At 53.4% G+C, this 266-nt stretch carries 1 protein-coding gene; it reads left to right on the forward strand.

Annotated features, from left to right (window positions below; all coding sequences use genetic code 11):
• Positions 1 to 266 (forward strand): Ig-like domain-containing protein (locus HZ297_RS11935; protein ID WP_178863990.1); only part of this gene is annotated, 266 nt, incomplete at both ends.

Here is a 266-nt window from a genome sequence, read left to right on the forward strand (position 1 = left end):
CTGACAGCTTCACCTACACCATCACCGACGGCCAAGGCGGAACAGATACCGCAATGGTGACGTTAACAGTCAACCCGCAGAATGATCCGCCGGTAGCACTGGACGACGTAAGCATTTTGGATGAAGACTCCAGTGCCAATATTGACGTACTGGCCAATGACAGCGATTTGGACGGTGATACCATCACAGTACAAAGCGTGACTCAACCTGCGCACGGTAATGTTGTGATTGAAGGCGACGGCACCGTCACCTACACACCGGTTGCC

Source organism: Thiomicrorhabdus cannonii (genome assembly GCF_013391695.1).
Taxonomy (GTDB): domain Bacteria; phylum Pseudomonadota; class Gammaproteobacteria; order Thiomicrospirales; family Thiomicrospiraceae; genus Thiomicrorhabdus; species Thiomicrorhabdus cannonii.